Origin of the sequence: Dietzia timorensis, from assembly GCF_020742175.1 — a bacterium.
GTDB lineage: Bacteria > Actinomycetota > Actinomycetes > Mycobacteriales > Mycobacteriaceae > Dietzia > Dietzia timorensis_A.
Window position 1 is genome coordinate 13,568 of record NZ_DYXM01000215.1, and the last position, 21,449, is coordinate 35,016.

Annotated in this window: 17 protein-coding genes and 1 pseudogene; 16 read left to right on the forward strand and 2 right to left on the reverse strand. The window is 62.1% G+C overall.

Going from position 1 to position 21,449, the window contains the following annotated elements:
* The first annotated feature begins 78 nt into the window (after positions 1-78).
* The 13 genes and pseudogenes from dapA to K8V11_RS10830 all read left to right on the forward strand — a co-directional run bounded on the left by dapA (position 79) and on the right by K8V11_RS10830 (position 13,898).
* Positions 79-990 carry a 4-hydroxy-tetrahydrodipicolinate synthase gene (gene dapA / locus K8V11_RS10770; protein WP_303913988.1) on the forward strand — a complete coding sequence of 304 codons (912 nt, stop codon included), beginning with the start codon at positions 79-81 and terminating at the stop codon, positions 988-990.
* Positions 987-3,119 (forward strand): ribonuclease J, encoded by a 2,133-nt coding sequence (locus K8V11_RS10775; protein WP_303913887.1) that lies wholly within the window; start codon positions 987-989, stop codon positions 3,117-3,119. The genes dapA and K8V11_RS10775 overlap by 4 nt, the downstream gene beginning before the upstream one ends.
* A gap of 143 nt (positions 3,120-3,262) precedes the next feature.
* Complete coding sequence (locus tag K8V11_RS10780; RefSeq protein ID WP_303913890.1) at positions 3,263-3,673, forward strand: hypothetical protein; 411 nt, start codon at positions 3,263-3,265, stop codon at positions 3,671-3,673.
* Between the two features lie 174 nt (positions 3,674-3,847).
* On the forward strand, positions 3,848-6,844 hold the full coding sequence (locus K8V11_RS10785; protein WP_303913892.1) for a DNA translocase FtsK: 2,997 nt from the start codon (positions 3,848-3,850) through the stop codon (positions 6,842-6,844).
* Positions 6,845-6,928: 84 nt separating this feature from the next.
* On the forward strand, positions 6,929-7,510 hold the full coding sequence (gene pgsA / locus K8V11_RS10790) for a CDP-diacylglycerol--glycerol-3-phosphate 3-phosphatidyltransferase (RefSeq protein ID WP_303913894.1): 582 nt from the start codon (positions 6,929-6,931) through the stop codon (positions 7,508-7,510).
* 47 nt (positions 7,511-7,557) lie between these two features.
* Positions 7,558-8,076, forward strand: a complete 519-nt coding sequence (locus K8V11_RS10795) for a CinA family protein (RefSeq protein WP_303913896.1) — start codon at positions 7,558-7,560, stop codon at positions 8,074-8,076.
* A gap of 87 nt (positions 8,077-8,163) precedes the next feature.
* Positions 8,164-8,487 carry a helix-turn-helix domain-containing protein gene (locus tag K8V11_RS10800; RefSeq protein ID WP_303913991.1) on the forward strand — a complete coding sequence of 108 codons (324 nt, stop codon included), beginning with the start codon at positions 8,164-8,166 and terminating at the stop codon, positions 8,485-8,487.
* A gap of 154 nt (positions 8,488-8,641) precedes the next feature.
* A pseudogene (locus K8V11_RS10805) lies at positions 8,642-9,367 on the forward strand (PspA/IM30 family protein); the annotation flags it as partial.
* 135 nt (positions 9,368-9,502) lie between these two features.
* The gene (locus tag K8V11_RS10810; RefSeq protein ID WP_303913899.1) at positions 9,503-9,697 is read left to right on the forward strand and encodes a DUF3046 domain-containing protein; all 195 of its coding nucleotides are present in this window, start codon (positions 9,503-9,505) and stop codon (positions 9,695-9,697) included.
* Between the two features lie 182 nt (positions 9,698-9,879).
* Complete coding sequence (recA, locus tag K8V11_RS10815) at positions 9,880-10,968, forward strand: recombinase RecA (RefSeq protein ID WP_303913901.1); 1,089 nt, start codon at positions 9,880-9,882, stop codon at positions 10,966-10,968.
* A 4-nt stretch (positions 10,969-10,972) separates the two neighbouring features.
* Positions 10,973-11,566 carry a regulatory protein RecX gene (locus K8V11_RS10820; protein ID WP_303913904.1) on the forward strand — a complete coding sequence of 198 codons (594 nt, stop codon included), beginning with the start codon at positions 10,973-10,975 and terminating at the stop codon, positions 11,564-11,566.
* Positions 11,567-11,617: 51 nt separating this feature from the next.
* Positions 11,618-13,195 carry a tRNA (N6-isopentenyl adenosine(37)-C2)-methylthiotransferase MiaB gene (miaB, locus tag K8V11_RS10825; RefSeq protein ID WP_303913907.1) on the forward strand — a complete coding sequence of 526 codons (1,578 nt, stop codon included), beginning with the start codon at positions 11,618-11,620 and terminating at the stop codon, positions 13,193-13,195.
* Between the two features lie 58 nt (positions 13,196-13,253).
* A complete protein-coding gene (locus K8V11_RS10830; protein WP_303913910.1) occupies positions 13,254-13,898 on the forward strand; it encodes a hypothetical protein in 645 nt (214 codons plus the stop codon).
* A 113-nt stretch (positions 13,899-14,011) separates the two neighbouring features.
* Here K8V11_RS10830 and K8V11_RS10835 read toward each other — a convergent pair whose 3' ends face one another.
* The gene (locus K8V11_RS10835) at positions 14,012-15,379 is read right to left on the reverse strand and encodes a DUF349 domain-containing protein (protein WP_303913913.1); all 1,368 of its coding nucleotides are present in this window, start codon (positions 15,377-15,379) and stop codon (positions 14,012-14,014) included.
* Positions 15,380-16,352: 973 nt separating this feature from the next.
* Between K8V11_RS10835 and miaA the strand changes: the two genes are divergently transcribed.
* Complete coding sequence (miaA, locus tag K8V11_RS10840) at positions 16,353-17,333, forward strand: tRNA (adenosine(37)-N6)-dimethylallyltransferase MiaA (RefSeq protein ID WP_303913994.1); 981 nt, start codon at positions 16,353-16,355, stop codon at positions 17,331-17,333.
* Positions 17,330-18,076, forward strand: coding sequence for an IclR family transcriptional regulator (locus K8V11_RS10845; RefSeq protein ID WP_303913916.1), 747 nt, complete (start codon positions 17,330-17,332; stop codon positions 18,074-18,076). The genes miaA and K8V11_RS10845 overlap by 4 nt, the downstream gene beginning before the upstream one ends.
* A 93-nt stretch (positions 18,077-18,169) precedes the next feature.
* Here the strand turns inward: K8V11_RS10845 and K8V11_RS10850 are convergent, their stop codons facing one another.
* Entirely contained in the window at positions 18,170-20,368 is a 2,199-nt protein-coding gene (locus K8V11_RS10850) for a malate synthase G (RefSeq protein WP_303913919.1), read from the reverse strand.
* Positions 20,369-20,503: 135 nt separating this feature from the next.
* On the opposite strand from K8V11_RS10850, the gene dapF reads away from it, so the two are divergent.
* Positions 20,504-21,442, forward strand: coding sequence for a diaminopimelate epimerase (gene dapF, locus K8V11_RS10855; protein ID WP_303913923.1), 939 nt, complete (start codon positions 20,504-20,506; stop codon positions 21,440-21,442).
* Positions 21,443-21,449 lie beyond the last annotated feature (7 nt).

Here is a 21,449-nt window from a genome sequence, read left to right on the forward strand (position 1 = left end):
CAACAGCCACGTCGATAGCGGTCGATCGCCCGTTGCAGAGTAGTATTGGCAACCATGGCTGAAAGCGTGAGGACCGAAATGCGTCGCGGCAGTGGAACACAATCCACCCGCGGCGCCGCTTTCGGCACGGTACTCACAGCCATGGTCACGCCCTTCGCTCGCGATGGCAGGGTCAGCTTGTCCGGAGCGAAGCAGGTTGCGGAGCATCTTGTTGCTTCCGGGTGCGATGGCATCGTCGTCTCAGGCACCACCGGGGAATCTCCCACCACGACGGACGACGAGAAGATCGCCGTCCTCGATGCGGTGCTCGAGGCGGTCGGCGACCGCGCGTACGTCATCGCCGGCGCGGGGACCTATGACACGGCGCATTCGGTGCATCTGGCGAAAAGAAGCGCGTACTCCGGTGCGCACGGACTGCTCGTCGTCACACCGTATTACTCCAAGCCCTCACAGGCGGGGATTGCTGCGCACTTTTCGGCGATCGCCGACGCGACCGACCGACCGCTGATGCTCTACGATATTCCGCCGCGCTCGGTTATCCCGATCAGCGCGGAAACGCTGATCCAACTCGATGCGCATCCGAATATCGTCGCGGTCAAGGACGCCAAGGGCGATTTCCACGATGCGATGCGAGTGATGAACTCGACGACGCTGCAGTACTATTCCGGCGACGACGTGCTCAATCTGCAATGGCTCGCCGCCGGCGCCGTGGGGCTGGTGTCCGTCGTCGGACACGTCGCCGCGAGCAGGCTGCGCGAGCTCTACAACGCCGTGCGGGCTAACGATCTCGCCCAGGCGCAACACATTAATAATTCGCTGCTTCCACTTTTCGACGCCCAGGCTCACCTCGGCGGCGTCTCGATGTCGAAAGCAGCCCTTGAACTTCTCGGAATCCCGGCAGGTGTGCCGCGGCTTCCACAATTGCCACCGACCGAGCAGCAGCGTGAGTACCTCACGCAATGGCTGCAGAGAGCAGGAGTAACTACATGACGGAATCCCAGAATCGCAGCCGGGGACGCAGCCGCGTGAAGCGCAATGCAGGACCCCCGAGCGAGAATCGGGAACCGCAGAACACCAACGCCGACGGCGCGCAGAATAATGCGCCCAAGAACGCGCCGACCTTCACCGAGCCCCAGGAGCCCGCCACATCCACCAAGGATTCGGGCAACCAAGGTTCGGACAAGTCGGACAAGAGCGGCGATAAGGGTGTTCGCGGCAACAACTCGAATAATTCAGGAAACGGCAACAACGGCAACAACGGGGGATCGGGCCGCAATGGCGGCAACCGCAACTCCGGTCGCGGAGGTAAGAACAACTCCGGCCGTGGCGGCAACCGCAACTCCGGTGGCCGTGGCCGCGGCGGCAACAACAATGACACCGCCACCGCGCAGCACGGAGGGATGAAGTCGATGCAGGGTGGCGACATGACCGCTACCCTGCCGCGGCCCTCGAAGCCGAAAAAGGGCGCCCTACGCATCGTCGCGCTCGGCGGCATCTCGGAGATCGGCCGCAATATGACGGTCTTCGAGTACAACCGCAAGCTACTCATCGTCGACTGCGGCGTTCTGTTCCCGAGCTCCGACGAGCCCGGCGTCGATCTGATCCTCCCGGACTTTTCGATGCTCGAGGACCGCCTCGACGACATCGAGGCGCTCGTGCTCACGCACGGCCACGAGGACCACATCGGCGCGATCCCGTTCCTTCTCAAGCTGCGCCCGGACATCCCGGTCATCGGTTCGCGCTTCACGCTTGCGCTCGTCGAGGCCAAGTGCCGCGAGCACAGGATCCGACCCAACGTCGAGGTCGTCAACGAGTCCTCGAAGACGAACCGTGGCGCTTTCAACGTCGAGTACTTCGCCGTCAACCACTCGATCCCCGATGCGCTCGGCATCGTGATCCAGGTCGGCGGAAACCGCATCATCCACACCGGCGACATCAAGCTCGACCAGCTTCCGATGGACAAGCGCCCGACCGACCTTCCCGCGATGGCCAGGTACGGCGACAAGGGAGTCGACCTGCTGCTGATGGACTCCACCAACGCGACAACGCCCGGTGTGTCCGAGTCGGAGTCCGGCATCACCAAGTCGATGGAGCGCGTCATCCGCGGCGCACGCAAGCAGGTCGTCGTGGCCTGCTTCGCCTCGAACGTCTACCGCGTCCAGCAGATCATCGACGCCGCTGCGCTGGCGGGCCGCAAGGTCGCGCTCAACGGTCGATCCATGGTCCGCAACATGGAGATCGCGATGGACCTGGGCTTCCTGAACGCCCCGGACAATGTGGTCGTCGACATGGACCATGCCGCGAAGCTTCCACCGGAGAAGCTTGTCGTCGTCACGACCGGAACTCAGGGTGAGGCAATGGCTGGTCTGTCCCGCATGGCCCGCCGCGAGCATCGCCAGGTCAATCTCAACAGCGGAGACACGGTTGTGTTCTCCTCGTCGCTCGTCCCGGGCAACGAGGAAGCGGTCTTCGGCGTGATGAACCGTCTGTCGCAGATGGGCGTCGAGGTCATCACGAGCCGCGAGGCCAACGTCCACGTCTCCGGCCACGGTTACGCCGGTGAGCTGCTGTTCATCTACAACGCGGTGCGTCCGCGCAACGTCATGCCCGTCCACGGCGAGTGGCGGCACCTGCGTGCGAACAAGGATCTCGCGATCAAGACGGGCGTGCCCGAGGCGAACACGGTTCTCGCGCAGAACGGCGTCGTCGTCGAACTGCTCGACCGCAAGGTGTCCGTGGTTGGCCAGATCCCCGTCGGCAACCTCTACGTCGACGGACTGACGACCGGTGATATCGGCGACACGGTACTCGCCGACCGTACTGTCCTCGGCGAAGGCGGTTTCATCGCCGCAACCGTGGTCGTCGATCCGCGCAATGGCCGCCCCGTCTCTCGCCCGCAGCTCGTGGGTAAGGGTTTCACCGATGACCCGGGTGCCCTGTCGCCGGCAGTCGAGCTCGTTGAGAGCGCCCTGCTCGACCTCGCTGGCGAGGGTGAGAATGACCCGTACCGAATGGCGCAGGTCGTTCGTCGTGTGATCGGCAAGTGGGTTTCCGACAAGTGGCGCCGCAAGCCGATGATCGTCCCCACTGTGATCACCTCGGCAGTGCCCGCGGAATAGCGATGCCGCCGCGCCCGCTGCGCGGCACGATCGTTCCGATGACGGCGGAGGAAGCGTCCCCTTTGCGGGGCTGCTGCCTCCGCCGTCATATATTTCGAGTTCCCCAGTCCGCGCGCCGACCCGACCTGGGTGATACTGGACACATGGCAACAGCAAGCGAACCCGGCCCATTTTCGTCCCTCCACAAGAAGATGCAGCTCAAGCCGGGAACTCAACTTTGGGTCTGGCCGGAGGCGGCAACGGCGCCTGAGCTCGCCGACACCCAGGACCTCGTCCGCGCAGGCCTCGACGAGGCAAACGCTGCGGTCCTCTTCGTCGAGGGCTCCGCGGACGTCGAGAAGATCATGGCCGACTACCGGCCGCGGCTCTCGGAACTCAAGGTTGTGTGGCTCGTATACGCAAAGGGCAATAAAGCCCCTGTGAACAGGGATACGCTGTGGACTCGATTGCTCGGACATTCGTGGCGGGCCGTGTCCAATGTGTCCTATTCGGACTCGCTTTCGGCCATCCGAATCCGGCCGTTGAAGACTGGTGAAGAGGTGCGTCAGCCATAAATCGGGCGGTACGGCCGTGCCTACTGTTACTGATGTGACTAGAGAGTTTAGAATGGGCGCATGGCACTTGGAACCCACACGTCCCCGACACGTACGCCGAGACGCGCTAGCTCCGGGTCCACGCAGACCTATAAGAATTCCGGACGCTCGGCCAGGAGCGGCCGGGGTTCAGTCGTGAGTGCACCCCGCGGCTCGAGGGCTGCCCAGCCGGAACGGACCGGCGGTGCCTTCGGGGCCGTCGGTCGAGGATTGACGACGATGTGGCGCGGAACCGCCAAGGGCGTGGGATCGGGAATGAGGGCCGTGGGGACACGCGCGCGCAACTCGATCGAGGAAACCCCGCGCGCAGATCTGACCACGCACCGCCGTGACGGCGTGGCGCTTGTCCTGTTCGCCGTCGCCATCATCGTCGCGGGTGCCGTGTGGTTCTCTGCCGCGCGGCCGGTCGGGGAGTGGGTGGAAATCGCCGCCCGCACCATCATCGGCTCCGCGGCCATTCTTCTTCCCGTCGCACTCGCCGTGTGGGGCGCCCTGCTCATGGTCCGTGAGCCGCACCCGCAGACGCATGCGCGGTGGCTCGTCGCCGTCGTGGTGATTACGACCGGTGTGCTCGGCGTGTGGCACATCGCCGCCGGTTCTCCATCGGATGCCGGTTCCGTGCAGCACGCGGGCGGCGTCCTCGGCCGCGTCGTGGGTGGCGGCCTTGCAGCAGGGCTCACCGGCTTCGTCGCCGGACTGCTGCTCGTATTGCTCGTGGCCTTCGGCGTGTTGATCCTCGTCGGTCGTCCCGCTCGGGAGATCCCGGGCCTGGTCCGTTCCTACTTCAGCGGCGACCGACAAGACGAAGACGAAGACGAAGACGATGTCGAATTCGATACGCCGGGTGCCGAGTTGGATACCAAGACGCACGCGGCGCCTTCGCCGAGTCTTCGCGGCCGCTACCCCGCCAATGCGCCCGGAGGGGCGTCCGGGCTCGCGGACGATTCCGAGACGACGATTTTCGCCGACGGTGCCGACGAGGATTTCGACGTCGAACCAGACCAGGCTCGAGTCCCGGCCTCTCGTCGCCGAGGCGCCGGTGCGCTCGGTGGTATCAAGCAGTTCTTCGGTTTGGGGATGACGGCGAGGAACGACTCCGCCGACGACGACGCGCTCGACGAGTTTTTCGACGAGACGCCGGGGGAGTTGGAGCAGACCTCGGCTGGACGCGATTACCCCGGCCGCGACAACCGGACGCGCACTCTGCCGGCGGCGGACGACCCGCGACTGCGTAGCGACCCATGGACCGACTCGCGAGCGCAGGCAGCTGAAGCCCGTCAGGGGCGGCAGCGTCCCTCGACAAGTATCGGGACTTCGGCCGCATCGGATACGGCCGGAGCCGCCGGTGCCACCGCCGCAGCGGCGGGCGCCGCAGCGGCTGCCGGGGCAGCGGGGGCCGGGGCAGCGGGGGCCGCCGGCGCATCCGCAGCGCCGACCGAAGGTGTTGCCGCTCGCGAAACGTCGCCAGCCCGCCGTCAGGCCTCGGCTCCGCAGGAGTCCGCGCCTGATCGCAAGCCCGCACGAGCCGAGCGCGTCTCGCCGTCATCGACTCCGGCGAAGCCCGCGCCTCGTCCGGCTCCGCGCCCCGCGACCATGAATTCGGGGGAGACCTACGAGCTACCGTCGCTGGACCTGCTCGAGCTCGGTGACCCGCCGAAACAGCGAAGTGCCGTCAACGATCGCATGATCGAGGCGATCGGATCAGTCTTCCGCGAGTTCAACGTCGATGCCGTGGTCACCGGGTTCACCCGTGGCCCGACGGTTACGCGTTACGAGGTCGAGCTCGGCCCGGGTGTCAAGGTCGAGAAGATCACGAACCTGGCGCGAACCATTTCGTATGCAGCGGCCACAGACAACGTCCGTCTCCTCACCCCGATTCCCGGAAAATCTGCGGTGGGTATCGAGGTGCCGAACTCCGACCGCGAAATGGTGCGTCTGGCCGACGTATTGCTGGCACCCGAGACGCAGAAGTCCACCAATTCGATGCTCATCGGGCTCGGTAAGGACATCGAGGGCGAATTCGTGTCCGCAGAACTGAACAAGATGCCGCACCTACTCGTCGCCGGTTCAACGGGCTCGGGTAAGTCGAGCTTCGTCAACTCGATGTTGGTGTCGCTGCTCGCCCGTGCGACCCCGGAAGAGGTGCGCCTCATCCTCATCGACCCGAAGATGGTCGAGCTCACCCCCTACGAGGGCATCCCGCACCTGATCACGCCGATCATTACCTCCCCGAAGAAGGCGGCTACGGCACTCACCTGGCTCGTGGAGGAGATGGAGCAGCGTTACCAGGACATGAAGGCTGCCCGCGTCCGCCATATCAACGACTTCAACAAGAAGGTTCGATCCGGTGAGATTTCCGCTCCGGCGGGTTCGCAGCGCGTGTACGAGCCGTACCCCTTCATCGTCGCGGTCGTCGACGAGCTCGCGGACCTCATGATGACCGCGCCGAAGGAGATCGAGGACGCGATCGTCCGGATCACGCAGAAGGCGCGCGCCGCGGGCATCCACCTCGTGCTCGCCACGCAGCGTCCCTCGGTGGACGTGGTTACCGGTCTGATCAAGACGAACGTGCCGTCACGTCTGGCATTCGCGACGTCCTCGCTCACGGACTCGCGAGTCATTCTCGACCAGCCGGGCGCCGAGAAACTCATTGGTATGGGTGACGCGCTGTTCATCCCGATGGGCGCGCCCCGACCATTGCGCATGCAGGGTGCTTTCGTCTCGGACGAGGAGATCCAGGCGGTCGTCGACGCCGCCAAGGACCAGGCCGAACCCGACTACAACGAGGCGGTCACCGAAGAGAAGGGCGGCAACAAGAAGGAGATCGACGGTGATATCGGTGACGATCTCGACGATCTCCTCGCGGCCGTGGAACTCGTGGTGTCCTCTCAGTTCGGTTCGACCTCGATGCTGCAGCGCAAGCTTCGCGTCGGTTTTGCGAAGGCTGGCCGACTCATGGATCTCATGGAGTCGCGCGATATCGTAGGCCCGTCCGAGGGGTCGAAGGCTCGGCAGGTGCTCGTCAAGCCCGAGGATCTCGCCGGCGTGCTCGGGGCAATCCGTGGTGACGACCCGCTGCCCTCCGGCGACGAGGACGACTACGACGACGGCGGGGTTCCCGAAGAGATCTAGTTTTCGCCGGCTTGCAGGGCGTTTCAGGACAGCTACCGGTCGTGAATGTCCGGCGAGAGCGGAACTTACCTTAGGGTAGTAGTTGTGAAATCAGCGTCCTCGACTCCTGACGTGCCCGTGGTGAATCTCGCCAACGTGCTCACGGTCCTCCGCATCCTGCTCATCCCGTTGTTCGTGTGGGTGCTGTTCCGCCACGGCGGAGAGGACACCGCATGGCGCATCGGTGCGTGGGTAGTATTCGCCGTTGCCATGGCAACCGACTGGTTCGACGGATGGTATGCGCGGTCCAGGGGACTGGTCACCGACTTCGGTAAACTCGCCGATCCCATAGCGGACAAGGCCATGATGGCCGCCGCGATGATCGGCCTTTCCCTCCTCGGCGAGCTGTTCTGGTGGATCACGATCGTCATTCTGGTCCGAGAGATCGGCATCACCATCTGGCGGCTCGTCGGGGTGGACTACGTCGTCGCCGCCAGCCCCGGCGGCAAGCTCAAGACCGCGGCACAGACGCTCGGTGTGGGCTTGCTGATCCTGCCGCTCCCGTACTGGGTGTGGCCGTTCGAGTGGCTCGTCATGGCGGTCGCTGTGGTCCTCACGGTCTATACGGGAGTCGACTATCTCGTCAAGGCTCGTCAGGCTGCGAAGCAGCAGGGAAACCCGGCGTAAGCTGTATTTGGACTCGCAACACCCAGGTATGACGTCGGAGGCACGTAATGGCCCAGGACTACACCGAGCTCCCTCTGTCCCATGATCCGACAACGAGCGTGCTGTTCGACACGGCCTCCGGTCTCGTCGCCGGTGCTACGGACGCGGGGCTCACGATTGCGACCGCCGAATCTCTGACGGCCGGGCAACTCGCCGCGACAATAGCGGACATTCCTGGCGCGAGCGCGGTTCTTCGCGGTGGCCTCGTGGTCTATGCGACCGATCTCAAAAGGACTCTTGCCGGCGTACCCGAGGACGTACTTTCCGAATTCGGCCCGGTGTCACCGGAGACTGCGGCCGCACTTGCCAGGGGCGCGTCCGATAGATGTGGAGCGGATATCGGAATCGGCCTCACCGGGGTAGCGGGTCCCGATTCGCAAGATGGAGTGGCCCCCGGCACGGTATTCCTCGGCTTGTCTCGCGGTATGTCGGTCACCGTGCATAAGCTGGAGATCAACGGAGACAGGGCACGAATTCGCGCCGCTGCCACGCTCGCCGGGCTTGATCTGGCGCGGTCGGCGCTATAGCGGTCCGTTGCGCGGTTTCGGGGAGCGTAGTTCTCTGGAACATTTCGCGGTCGGATCGCGTTGGAGTAGGTGATGCAGGAAATGACCATAAGCGTCGATACAGTCGGCCATTCGTTCTCAAGGGCTGCAGATGTACGCCCTCGGCTTTTTCGTGAAGCCCTCGGATCGGTCTTACGCGCCGTTCGCACTGAGTCCGGTCGTACACTCCGGGACGTTGCCGATGATGCACGTGTGAGCCCCGGCTATCTCTCCGAACTCGAACGCGGCCGCAAGGAGGCCTCGAGCGAGTTGCTCGCCGCGATCTCGGGCGCACTCGATATTTCGTTGGGGGAGCTTCTCATCCGGATTGTCGCGGAACTTGCCCCCGATCATCTCGGACAGGAAGCGGCCCTCGCCGGGCAACCGGGCTAAGCGACACCCTTTTCAATAGAAGTTTTTGGGCGGCACACCTTGCTGTCCGCACGCCTGTTTTCGGTAACGTAGAGTGCGACGTGATGCAGGCGGGACCGAGGCGGAAGCCACCGCCGCCCAAATGCTCATAGACCAGAAATAAGGACTGACTCCGATGGCTAACCCGTTCAGCAAGGCGTGGAACTACCTCATGGCGTTGTTCGATTCCAAGATTGAAGAACACGCTGACCCGAAGGTCCAGATCCAACAGGCCATTTCGGATGCTCAGCAACAGCATCAGCAGCTTTCTCAGCAGGCGGCTGCAGTCATTTCGAATCAGCGCCAGTTGGAGATGAAGCTCAAGCGTCAGCTTGAGGACATCGAGAAGATCCAGGGCAGTACACGTCAGGCGCTTCAGATGGCCGACCAGGCTCGTGCCAATGGGGACGAAGCCAAGGCCACGGAGTACGAGAACGCTGCCGAGGCGTTCGCGGCCCAGCTGGTCACGGCGGAGCAGAATGTCGAGGACATCAAGGTGCTCCACGACCAGTCTCTGCAGGCGGCCGCGCAGGCCAAGCGCGCGGTCGAACAGAATGCCATGCGGCTGCAGCAGAAGGTGGCCGAGCGTACGAAGCTCCTCAGCCAGCTCGAACAGGCCAAGATGCAGGAGCAGGTTAGCGCTTCCCTGCGTTCGATGACCGACATGGAAGACAACTCGTCGACGCCGAACCTTGACCAGGTACGCGACAAGATCGAAAAGCGTTACGCAGACGCGCTTGGTAGCGCGGAGCTCGCAGAGAATTCGGTCCAGGGCCGCATGGCCGAGGTGCAGCAGGCGTCGGTGCAGATGGCCGGACACTCCCGACTCGAGCAGATTCGTGCTTCGATGAAGTCGGACGCACCCGGACAGCCAACGGCCGCGCCCGCTGCGGCCAACCCCGCTGCAGCGAACCCAGCCCAAACCGGCAATAACCCGGCTCAGGGCCAGGCTCAGCCGGAATAACGCTTTCCGAGGTTTCAGTACGTTCATATGGCAATGACGCTGAGCGACTTCAATTCGCTGACGCACGAGGTGTTCGGCTCATCGCGAGCCGACCATCTGGTACGTACACACGTCCTCACCGAACTGGGTGGGCGAACCGCCGAACAGGCGATAGATGATGGTTTCGAACCCAAAGAGGTGTGGTTGACTCTCTCCGCCGAATTCGATGTGCCGGAGATCTACCGCTGAGAAATTAGCGACGTGACCGCGGGTTCGAACACGCCGAACATAGTTCTTTGAATCGAACATACATTTGGCTATCGTGGCCTTAGAACACACGGGACAAAGAAGCGTCCCCATTTTGTCGGGGTCGGTTCGTAGAGTGTGGGCACGATAGGAAATCGCACACTATTCAGCGTGGAGGACGAACAATGGCTGCAAAGTCTCAAGCAAAGCCGGCAAGCCGCGAGCAGGCTTTGGACATGGCGCTCGCACAAATCGACAAGGCGTTCGGCAAGGGCTCGGTCATGCGCCTGGGCGACGACAATCGTCCCCCGGTGGACGCAATCCCGACAGGCGCCCTGTCGTTGGACGTCGCTCTCGGCGTCGGCGGTCTACCTCGCGGTCGCGTCGTGGAAATCTACGGCCCCGAATCCTCGGGTAAAACGACTGTAGCGCTACATGCTGTTGCGAACGCACAGGCCGGCGGCGGTATCGCGGCCTTTATCGACGCCGAGCACGCTCTCGATCCCGAGTACGCGAGCAAACTCGGTGTCGATACGGAAAACTTGATCGTTTCCCAGCCCGACACTGGTGAACAAGCGCTCGAGATCGCGGACATGCTTGTTCGCTCGGGCTCTATCGACATGATCGTTATCGACTCCGTTGCAGCCCTCGTCCCTCGAGCAGAGATCGAGGGTGAGATGGGCGATAGCCATGTCGGTCTTCAGGCGCGCCTCATGAGCCAGGCTCTCCGGAAGATGACCGGTGCTCTTCACTCGACCGGAACCACCGCCATCTTCATTAACCAGCTGCGCGAGAAGATCGGTGTTATGTTCGGATCCCCCGAGACGACCACCGGCGGTAAGGCTCTCAAGTTCTACGCCTCCGTTCGTCTCGACGTCCGTCGCATCGAAACGCTCAAGGATGGTGCCGACGCGGTCGGAAACCGGACGCGAGTCAAGGTAGTAAAGAACAAGGTCGCGCCGCCCTTCAAGCAGGCTGAGTTCGACATTCTCTACGGCCAGGGGATTAGCCGGGAGGGCTCGCTTATCGACATGGGCGTCGAGCACGGGATCGTGAAGAAGTCCGGTTCCTGGTTCACGTACGACGGTGACCAGCTCGGCCAGGGCAAGGAAAACGTCCGTCGATACCTGAAGGACAACCCGTCCGTACGCGACGAGGTTCAGGAAAAGATCCTTGCCAAGCTCGGTTTCGGCGTGGAACCGGGGGAGGAGTCTCAGGCTCCGGCTGTGGAAGACGAAGACGCTCCGGTCGACGTGGTTCCGGTGGATTTCTAAGTAGATGACCGCGTCGTCTTCGGTACCGAAAAGCCTCGAGGAGCTCCAGGCTGCCATCGCGGCGATTGAGTCGCCCGCGCCGGAGCCGGAGCTACCTCCGCTTTCGGATGAAGGAAGTAAGGCCACCAAGGCTGCGTTGCGTCTGCTGAAGTTCCGTGCGCGAAGTAGGCATGAACTGCATGGCAGGCTCGTTGAAAAGGAATTTTCGGAGGCCGCCGTCGCGGAGGCAATGGAACGTATCGACGCGTGGCAACTTCTGGATGACGCAGACTTCGCGCGCCAATGGGTGGAGCAGCGTTCGGTCGGCAAAGGCGCGACTAGAACGCTGCTTCGTCGAGAACTCGAAGCAAAAGGTGTGGAATCTGCTCAGATTAGCCAGGCCCTGGAAGACGTTTCCGATGAGGATGAGCGAGCGCGTGCGCACGAGCTCGTCGCACATCGGATCGAACGGCGTGAGAATTCTGACTTGTCCACAATGGAGCAGCGCACGAAGGTTAAGCGGCGATTGGTGGAATTCTTACAGCGGCGTGGCTATTCATCGGGAGTAGCCCTGTCAGTGGTCAACAACGAGATCGCGAACGCCCGTCAATTTCTCTAGGCCCCGGTTCACGCGTAACGTTACACGGTAATACGACCACGATGAACAGGAGTGTCGGCGCAGGTGAGCGAGGTTCTTTTCGATAAACGCAGCCGCGAGGCGGAAGGGGACACCGCGGAGTCAAGTGCGGAGCCGCTTCGCTATCAGATTCGAACGTTTGGTTGCCAGATGAACGTTCATGATTCCGAGCGGCTGTCCGGAGTCTTGGACGAAGCCGGATACGTACCTTTCGAAGGCGAAGCCGACGAGGATGCTGGAGTATTGCCGGACCTTGTTGTGTTCAATACCTGCGCGGTGCGTGAAAATGCCGACAACCGTCTCTATGGCACGTTGGGCAACATGCGGCCGTGGAAGGACGCCAACCCCCGCCTTCAGATCGCTGTCGGCGGATGCCTGGCACAGAAAGATAAGGACGTCGTCGTCGATCGCGCGCCGTGGGTCGACGTTGTTTTCGGTACCCACAATCTGGGCCACTTGCCGTCGTTACTCGATCGCTCTCGGCACAACGACGAAGCAGCCGTGGAGATCGCGGAATCCTTACAGCACTTTCCGTCGAACCTCCCGGCGAAGCGTGATTCCTCGTACGCCGGATGGGTATCAGTGTCCGTCGGCTGCAACAACACCTGTACTTTCTGTATCGTCCCCTCTCTTCGTGGAAAGGAAGTCGACCGCAGGCCGGGCGAGGTCCTTGCCGAGGTGGAAGCGCTAGTGGCCGAGGGCGTACTGGAAGTCACTCTGCTCGGACAGAATGTCAACGCCTACGGCCGATCGTTCATCCACCCAGATGAGCCGGCAGACAAGGGCGCCTTTGCGGAACTCCTCCGTGCGTGTGGCTCGATCGACGGGCTTGAGCGGGTCCGATTCACGTCCCCGCATCCCGCAGAGTTCACCGACGATGTCATCGCCGCAATGGCAGATACTCCGAACGTGTGCCCGCAACTTCACATGCCTCTTCAGTCGGGATCGGACAAGGTTCTGCGTTCGATGCGGCGTTCCTATCGCCAGAAGAAGTTTCTCGGCATCATTGAGAAGGTCCGAGAGTCGATTCCGAACGCAGCCATCACTACGGACATCATCGTCGGTTTCCCTGGGGAAACCGAGGAAGACTTTCAGCAAACACTTAAGGTTGTCGAAAAGAGCCGGTTCACCAGTGCGTTTACTTTCCAGTACTCGCCTCGTCCGGGCACTCCCGCTGCCGAGATGGAAGACCAGGTTCCCAAGGCCGTCGTACAAGACCGTTACGACCGGCTACTGGAGCTTCAGGAACGTATCACCCTCGAAGAAAACCGGAAGGTCGTTGGGCGCCGCGTCGAGCTACTCATCGTTGATGACTCTGGACGAAAGAATTTCGCTACCTCACGGATGAGCGGTCGGGCGCGCGATGGAAGGCTTGTCCATTTCGACCCCAAACCAGCTTACGCAGCGGCAATCGATCGTTCACTCCGCCCGGGTGACATCATTGAAGTCGACGTGACGGCGGCGGCGCCACACCATCTTCTTGCGGACTCCGGGGTCATCACGCATCGCCGAACGAAGGCTGGAGACCACTACGAAGCCGGAATCGTGCCGACGACCGAACCGGTGGGGGTCGGGCTCGGTCTGCCCACCATCCGATCCGGCGCGGAATAAAGATCGCGTTTTTGGTCAGGACTATCAGCACAGTCAGCAGAAAGTGACGGCAAGAACCTTGAGCTACGAAGACAATCGGCAGGACCCGATCCAACAGGTTCGAACCACTCTGGAAGAGGCGAAATCGGAGTCCCGTGAAGCCGATGCGTTCTGGGCTGGACGCGTGGAGGTGGGACGTCCGTTTCTCGTTGCACTCGTACTTATCGTCCTACTCGCCGGTGTGCAACTTCTTCCGCACAGCGAGGGCGTCAGTGGACTCGACGTACTGTTCTGGACCCAGGCAGCACAGGATCAGGAATTGTCGCTGCCCTCTCGCGTATTCGTCACCTTATTTTCGGTCGGCGTCATCGTTTTCGGGGCCGTCACTATCTTCACTCAACGCTGGTGGGCCGCAGGAATTGCCTGGTGTACCTCGTGTGTGTCCGCGGTGTACGGCGTACTGGCCATTTGGCTGCGGCAAGATGGACGAGGACCAAACCCCGATTTTCAGAATTTCGGCGGGCCGGGGATCGGCTTGTACCTGTCGGAGATTCTCGTCGTCTGCTTGGCGGTGACATTCTCGATACTTCTTTGGTCGAAATCCGAGAAGCAACGGGAGGCCGAAGAGCTCGTCCGCGAGGAAAGCCGAAAGCTCAAAGAAGCAGCTGAACGTCAACGAGACGACCGCCGCACCGATGGTGATGGCGGCATCCAAGATCTGTAAATCGATGTTCGCGCCCGCTATCGCCTAGCTTTGGCGCACGAAGAAACTAATTCGGCCCCGCTGTCCGTGCATGGAGGCGGGGCCGGATTATTTCTTTGGAACGATCTAGGCTTCTAGCGGTCTTCGACAGCGGTCTCGGCTGCCTGCGCCCACTCCCGCCATTGCTCTGCCTGTGAGCGAAACTTCTCGGCGTCCTTTTTCTTGCCGGCGGCTTCGGCTTTCGCCGCCTGATCCTCGAACGCCGTTACTCGATCCCAGAACTGCCCAGCACGCGCCTTGACCTCCGGGTCATTTCGTCGCCATTGTGTCTGTTCCTCGGCATCGACGCGTTTTTCAAGGTCGCGAATTCGCGACTCGAACTCGGAAATCCGATTACGAGGGACCTTGCCGGCAGCCTCCCATCGCTCCTGAAGTTCGCGTAGCGCTCGCTTGGCGGAATCAAGTCCTTGGCCGGGATCGATTTTCGAGTCGTACTCGGCCAGCAGAGCCTCTTTAGCTTTCGCGTTCGACTCGAATTCGGCATCTCGCTCCGCAGCGGCCGCATGCCTGGCATCGAAGAAAGTGTCTTGCGCCTTCTTGAAGCGGGCCCATAGCTGATTATCGGCATCCCGCGGAGCCCTGCCGGCGGCCTTCCACTCATCCATCAGTTGCCGGAAGGCGCGAGCGGTGTCGTTCCAATCGGTGTTGTTGGCCATTTTTTCTGCTCGCACGACAAGATCTTGCTTGACGTTGCGTGCGGTGGCCCGGTTCCTATCAAGCTCGGCAAAATGAGAACCCCGTCGGCGGTTGAACGCTTCCCGAGCTTTCGAAAAGCGCTTCCACAGCTCGTCGTCGGTCTTGCGATCGATCCCGCGAATCGTTTTCCATTCGTCGAGAATCGCCTTGAGACGGTCACCCGCAACCTTCCATTGCGTGGAAGACTCGCCGATTTGCTCAGCCTCCGCGGCAAGCTCCTCCTTCCGAGCGATCGCGTTCTCACGGTGAGCGGCCTTGTCTTTTCGCGCTTGTTCCTCGACCTGAGACGAGAACTCGATGATCGCGTGGAGACGTGTTTCGAGTCCCTCCAGGTCGCCGACGACTTTGGCCTCAGGGATGGTCTCCACAAGTGCCTTCGCCGCGGACCGCGTCTTTCGTGCATCGGATGGATGTGTCTCAAGTCGCTGCTCGAGTAACACCACCTCGGTGGCGAGATCGTCGAAGCGCATTCCGAAATGCTGGAGAGCCTCGTCGGCGTTGCCGGCTTGCCAAGAGCCAACCTGGCGCTCGCCGGCGCTCGTGCGCAGCCAGACGCCTCCGTCCTCATCGACGTGTCCCCATTTCCTCGGGTCGCTCTTCGGGGCGGAGGGGGCGGGAACGTGCCCGGGTGAATTTTTCGACGCCACAACTGCAGGAGAAGGAACCCCGGGCTTCGGCGCGGCGGGCTTTGGCCGTACGTCGGCCGTAACCCTCGAAGCCTCCGAACCCTTGTCGACGTCAGACATTGCTCTCCTCGTTCCACCGCGCGAAGCGGATCTCCGACCGCAGTATGCGGCTTAGCCACCAAAATACGTGCGACCACAATCTCACGACTTTCCAGCCAATATTGCCTTGTACGACGGTGTGTTCGCAGGAGTTTGCCTAGAAGTGGGCATCGCCCAAGATCAGCATTCCGTATCCAGTCGTTCGGATACCCTTCTCAACGCGGCTAAGACCGCCCTTCAGGGCATTCCCGTGCGCGGCTAGTAATCTTGAGATGTGGCATCAAAATTCGTCCTCCTACCGGCTGCACCGGTTCTAGTACCCGAACTGTCGGGTGCGGCGTGGGCGGACGTTTCTACACTTGTCGACGCCGGTGTGCGCATTCTTCGGAACGCCGTCGCAGGATCTACGCGGGGCGTAATCGTCGTGGCCCAGGGCCCAGGCACCCATGAAATTGAGTACGGCAACCACGATCTTCGTCGATGGGGCGCGCCAACGGTCGCTGTTGGGCCCTCCGGCCCCGATCAACAGCTGGACGGCCCTTCTCCGATACCCGGTGCCGTCCTTATGGCCTGGTGGTGGATCGCACGAGCAGGCCTCGACATGGATGTGAAGACCATAACTGTCAACGGCACCGCGGGTGAGCACGCGAACTCGGTCCGTTCGGTGCAGCGGACGATCGATGCACATGACGGCGTGGTGGTATTCATGGCCGACGGGCCGGCCGCTCTTGCACCGAAGGCACCAATTCCTCTCGACGAATCTGCGGTGGAGCTGGATCGGGAGCTTTCGGCCTTCGTCGAGGGAGCAAGCAGACTTCCGGAACTGGGCGAGACAGCGGCATCTTCGATCGGTTGGTTCTCGCAGCCCATATGGACGCTTTTATCCGGCTACGTGGAGGGATTCTCGCCGCGCGCGGCGTCTCATTCCGCGCCCTTTGGGGTCGGCTATCATGCTGCAGGGTGGACGATCCCGAGTGCGAAGCAAAACGCTGCTCTGCATACAACCGGCGCAAAAGGGGCGACTTCCGACGAACACGCGCCCAGGCCAGTCGTCATCGTTGGACCCACAGGAACGGGGAAGTCGGACCTGGCGCTGAACCTTGCCGAGGAACTCGGCGGTCAGATCGTGAATCTCGACGCGATGCAGCTCTACAAAGGTATGGATATCGGCACGGCGAAAGTGCCGCAGGCAGACCGTCGAGGGATCCCGCACCACATGTTGGACGTCCTCGACGTCACCGAGACCGCGTCGGTAGCCGACTACCAGCGAGAGGCTCGTGACGTCGTTGAACGCGTCCGATCAGGCGCACAGACGCCCATAGTCGTCGGCGGTTCGATGATGTACTACCAGTCGCTCATCGACGAATGGAATTTCCCGGAGACTGATCCGGTCGTTCGGGGACGCTACGAGTCAAGACTCGATGAGATCGGTGTACAGGCGCTACATGCCGAGCTTGCCGAAAAGGATCCCGAAGCCGCTAAGACCATCCTCGACACCGATCCTCGGCGCACCGTCCGCGCGCTCGAGGTAATCGAACTCACCGGGAAGCCGTTCGCTGCATCGCGCCCGAAAATCGGGAAGCCACGTTGGGACGCGGAGATCATCGCACTCGACATGGCGACAGGCGAACTCGATGCGCGGTTGGAGCAGCGCACGAGAAAGATGTTCGATCAGGGGCTCATCGAAGAAGTCCGTTACCTGGCTCGAAACGGGCTCAGAAATGGAGTCACGGCTCAACGAGCAATCGGCTATTCGCAAGTGTTGGAGCTCTTGGACGAGTTCGAAAACAGCGAACCAACTGCGGGCGCCATAGAGGAAGCCCTCCATCGAACGTTTATCGGCACGCGCCGCTACGTTCGGCGCCAGCGCTCATGGTTCAGGCGGGACACACGGATCCGCTGGTTGGACGCCAATCGGGATGCGACGGAGCTTCTTGTGGACCAAGCTCTTCGAACAGTGAGGAAACCCTCGTGAGTACTCGGGAAACGGTGCAGTCGGTTACTCGCGCCGTTGCGATCATCGAAGCAGTTGTGTCCGAAGGCGGGATCGTCTCACTCAAGACCATCGCCGAAAAGACCGGGCTCGCCGCGGCGACCGTCCACAGGTTGGCCTCGACACTTGTAGAGACAGGACTTCTCCGTCAAGCGCCGGGGCGCGAGTACGTCCTTGCCCCGACACTCATGTGGGCCGGCGGCGCAGCGCAGTTGGTGACCAAGCGCTGGGCTGTTCCCGTCTTGCAGCAGGTTGTAGACGCAACGGGGGAAACAGCCAATCTTGCCGCCCGGGAAGGGGACAAGATCGTCTATCTCGCACAGGTGCCGAGTCCGTACTCGATGCGGATGTTTACCGAAGTCGGAAGACGAGTCGATCCCCATTGCACCGCCGTCGGTAAAGCCCTGTTGGCGAACCGGGAAGATGCCGAAGTGCGCAAACTATTGGAGCGAACCGGGATGCGGCGCTACACCTCTTCAACGATTACCTCGCCTGATGAATTCATCGCTGAACTCGATACTGTTCGAAAGAATGGGTTTGCCGGTGATGAATCCGAGCAGGAAGAAGGCGTTCGATGCGTGGCGGTGTCTCACGGCTCCGGTCGCTCGGCGATCGCAATATCGGTATCAGGCCCGGAAGCCCGCTTTACGTATGACAAGCGAGAGGGTGCCGCCCAGACGATCGCTTCGGCTATTGCGGCGAGCCCATTCCTGCCGCCGGATTAACGGGAATGTTCAGGACTGCCTAGCACGAGGAAGCGCCCCGGAGGATCGCCACATAGGACGATCACTCGCGGGGCGCTTTGGCGCTATCAGGCTCTAGCCGAGCGCAGCGGTGTTGTTCGCACCGTGCTTCGCCTTGAACTCGCGGCGACGCGCGTGCAAGATCGGCTCGGTGTAGCCGGAGGGCTGCTCTCCGCCCTTGAGGATCAGGTCACGCGCGGCATTGAAGGCCACGGAGTCCTCGAAGTTCGGGGCCATGGGGAAGTAGTTCGGGTCCCCCTCGTTCTGGCCATCGACCAGCTGAGCCATGCGCTTGAGCTCTTCGAGGAGGAACTCCTCTGTGATCACGCCGTGGCGAAGCCAGTTCGCGAGCATCTGGCTCGAGATTCGAAGCGTTGCACGGTCCTCCATGAGATTGACGTCATGGATGTCCGGCACCTTCGAGCAGCCGATGCCCTGGTCGATCCAACGAACGACGTAACCGAGGATCGATTGGCAGGAGTTGTCGACTTCCTGCTTCTTCTCTTCCTCGGTCCAATCGGTCGACGGAGCGAGAGGGAGCTCGAGAATATCCTCGGGCTTAACCCTGCGTCCTGCGGAACTCAACTGCTCCTGAACCTCGAGGACATTCACGCGGTGGTAGTGCGTGGCGTGCAGCGAGGCGCCGGTGGGTGAGGGGACCCAGGCAGTGTTGGCGCCGGCCTTCGGCTGACCGATCTTCTGCTCGAGCATCTCGGCCATGAGCTCGGTCTTCGCCCACATGCCCTTGCCGATCTGAGCGCGACCGCGGAGGCCGGCGGCGAGGCCCTCATCCACGTTGTAGTTCTCGTACGCGGACATCCACGCGGCTGAGCGCATGTCGCCCTTGCGGACCATCGGTCCGGCCTCCATCGAGGTGTGGATCTCGTCGCCAGTGCGGTCGAGGAAGCCGGTGTTGATGAACACGCAGCGGGTATCCGCAGCGGCGATGGCGCGCGAGAGGTTGGCCGAGGTGCGTCGCTCCTCGTCCATGACACCCATCTTGATGGTGTTCTCCGGCAGACCGAGAAGCTTTTCGACACGGCTGAAGATCTCCGAGGTGAACGCGACCTCGTCGGGGCCGTGCTGCTTCGGCTTCACGATGTAGATCGAGCCCGAACGGGAGTTGCGGTGCGCATTACTCTCCGCGATGCCGTGCAGTCCGCAGAGCGAGGTGACGATGGCATCCATGATGCCCTCGGGGAGCTCATTGCCTTCGGAGTCGAGGATGGCCGGGTTGGTCATGAGGTGCCCGACGTTGCGCACGAGCAGCATTGAACGCCCATGAAGGGTGAGCTCTCCGCCGTCAGGCTTGGTGTAGGTCCGGTCGTCGTTGAGAACGCGCGTGATGGTCTTGCCGCCCTTTTCGAGCTTGTGGGCGAGGTCTCCGCGCATCAGGCCGAGCCAGTTGCGGTAACCGTGGACCTTGTCCTCGCCGTCGACTGCGGCGATGGAGTCCTCGAAGTCCATGATCGTCGACACGGCGGACTCGACGACAACATCGGATATGCCGGCCGAATCCGATTCGCCGGATGGGGTGGAAGCATCGAAGACGATGTCGATGTGGAGGCCGTTGTTGACCAAAAGCACGTTGGAAGGTGCGGAGGCGTCGCCGAGGTAGCCGGCGAGTTTCTCCGGATCAGCCAGGCCTGTGGTGGAATCATCGGCAAGGGTGACCTGCAGCGCGCCATCGACGATCGCGAACGCCTTCGCGCCGACATAGCTGCCGGACGCGAGCGGGACGACGTCGTCGAGGAATTCACGAACCCAAGCGATGACCTTGTCGCCTCGGACCTTGTTGTAGCCCTTACCCTTCTCTGCGCCGCCGTCCTCGGGGATAGCGTCGGTTCCGTACAGGGCGTCGTACAGCGAGCCCCAGCGTGCGTTCGCGGCGTTCAGAGCGAAGCGGGCGTTGAGGATCGGCACGACGAGCTGAGGTCCGGCGATCGTCGCCAATTCCGCATCGACGTTCTCGGTGGTGACTTTGGCGTTGTCGTCCTGAGGAAGCAGGTAGCCGATCTCACGTAGGTAATCGAGGTACTTATCCTGGTCGACGGCCCCCGGGTATTCGCGGTGCCAATTGTCGAGCTTGGTCTGGAATTCCTCGCGTACGTCGAGCAGCTCGCGGTTGCGCGGAGCGAGGTCGGTGAAAATCTCGGATACGCCCTGCCAAAACGAGTCGGCGTCAAGGCCTGTTCCCGTGATGGCCTCGTTGTTGATGAAGTCGTAGAGGACCTTGTCGATCTGGATATTGCCGACGGTAATGCGCTCAGTCATGTGCGCTGACCTCCCTGTTAATAGTGGGTTGGATCGCGTTGTTCCTACCGCCGAGTTTAATTGGCTCGTTCTTTGGCATGGTAGGTCAGGTTCCGCATTGCGGAATTACTTTGGCCAGGCATTATCATCTCGATTATGACGAGTTTCGACCTGACAGCGACACCACCGGCAGGCGCGACGGAGCCCGCGCGCGAGATCCGCTTCCTCAAAGGACACGGGACGGAGAACGATTTCGTAGTCGTTCTCGACGAGTCGGCGTCGCTGCGGCTCTCCGAGGGGTCGATTCGCGCGATCACGAACCGCCGGTCGGGTATCGGAGGCGACGGTATCCTGCGCATCGCGCGTGCCGGCGACCTGCACTCGGTCGGTGAACTCGACGCCATTCCCGATGACGTCGACGGTGGCGATTGGTTCATGGACTACCGCAACGCCGACGGCAGCATTGCCGAAATGTGCGGAAACGGTGTCCGCGTCTTCGCGCACGCTTTGGTGGCCACCGGATTAGCCGATGCCGGTGAGATCCGCGTTGGAACGCGTGCCGGGCTGCGTCCCGCCACGGTCATCGACGCGACCGCGGAGTCGGCAACGGTGTCGGTGTCCATGGGAGTTCCCGAGGTGATCGGAGTTTCGACGGTTTCTTTCGAGGGGCACACGTTCGCAGGTCTGGCGGTGGACGTCGGTAACCCGCATGTTGCTGCGATAGTCCCACGAATGACGGCGGAGTCTCTTTCCGCCTTGCCAATCGACGTCCCACCGAGCTTCGACGAAGAGTTCTTCCCGAATGGCGTCAATGTGGAGATCTCCACCCCGTTGGTCGACGGCGAGGTGACGATGCGTGTGCACGAACGAGGAGCAGGAGAGACCCGATCATGTGGAACGGGCATCGTCGCCACCGCAATTGCGGCGCTCGCCGACGCTGAACAGAACGACGGCACGGTGCTCGTCAACGTCCCGGGCGGCCGGGTACAGGTCGAAATCCTCGACGGGCACGCGCAGATGACGGGGCCCTCGCGTCTAGTCGCCCTGGGAACTCTCGGTGAACATTTGTTGAAGGCGGATGACGTGCGAGAATAGAACTCGT

Bases quoted from the DNA above. Each gene is read 5' to 3' on its own strand.
- K8V11_RS10775 (WP_303913887.1), top strand. From the start codon at position 987: ATGACGGAATCCCAGAATCGCAGCCGGGGACGCAGCCGCGTGAAGCGC.
- dapF (WP_303913923.1), top strand. From the start codon at position 20,504: ATGACGAGTTTCGACCTGACAGCGACACCACCGGCAGGCGCGACGGAG.
- K8V11_RS10795 (WP_303913896.1), top strand. From the start codon at position 7,558: ATGGCCCAGGACTACACCGAGCTCCCTCTGTCCCATGATCCGACAACG.
- K8V11_RS10850 (WP_303913919.1), bottom strand. From the start codon at position 20,368: ATGACTGAGCGCATTACCGTCGGCAATATCCAGATCGACAAGGTCCTC.
- recA (WP_303913901.1), top strand. From the start codon at position 9,880: ATGGCTGCAAAGTCTCAAGCAAAGCCGGCAAGCCGCGAGCAGGCTTTG.
- dapA (WP_303913988.1), top strand. From the start codon at position 79: ATGCGTCGCGGCAGTGGAACACAATCCACCCGCGGCGCCGCTTTCGGC.
- K8V11_RS10810 (WP_303913899.1), top strand. From the start codon at position 9,503: ATGACGCTGAGCGACTTCAATTCGCTGACGCACGAGGTGTTCGGCTCA.
- K8V11_RS10820 (WP_303913904.1), top strand. From the start codon at position 10,973: ATGACCGCGTCGTCTTCGGTACCGAAAAGCCTCGAGGAGCTCCAGGCT.
- K8V11_RS10835 (WP_303913913.1), bottom strand. From the start codon at position 15,379: ATGTCTGACGTCGACAAGGGTTCGGAGGCTTCGAGGGTTACGGCCGAC.
- K8V11_RS10780 (WP_303913890.1), top strand. From the start codon at position 3,263: ATGGCAACAGCAAGCGAACCCGGCCCATTTTCGTCCCTCCACAAGAAG.